Below are 434 nucleotides of genomic sequence, written 5' to 3' on the forward strand. Positions count from 1 at the left end.
GAATTCGGCAACACCTGCGCCAAAATCGGGATTCTGATAGCAATGGCTGCCATCATCGGTAAAGCCATGCTCGATAGCGGTGCTGCCGAAAAAATCATCCGGGCGATGCTGACAGTAACCNGAAAAAAATGCGCCGGCCGGCTTTGTGCTGAGCAGTTTTTTCCTGACCATTCCGGTTTTTGTCGATACGGTTATCTTTCTGATGATGCCGCTGGCCAAAGCCATGGGGATGCGGCTCGGGAAAAATTACCTCCTGCTGGCCCTGTCGGTTATTGCGGGGGCCGTTATGGCCAATTCGTATGTGCCGCCCTCTCCGGGGCCGTTGTTTCTGGTTGGTGCGCTGAACGTACCGATCGGGCTGATGATGGTCTGCGGATCGCTGCTGGGCCTGTGTACCATCACCGTTGGCTATTTTATCGCCCTCTGGCTTAATA

The 434-nt window shown here is 54.5% G+C and carries 1 pseudogene; it reads left to right on the plus strand.

The features are described from left to right. Positions 1 to 434 (plus strand): annotated as a pseudogene (locus BLX24_RS31210) (GntT/GntP/DsdX family permease); the annotation flags it as partial.

The sequence above is a fragment of the Arsenicibacter rosenii genome (genome assembly GCF_001870735.1).
Taxonomy (GTDB): Bacteria; Bacteroidota; Bacteroidia; order Cytophagales; family Spirosomataceae; genus Arsenicibacter; species Arsenicibacter rosenii.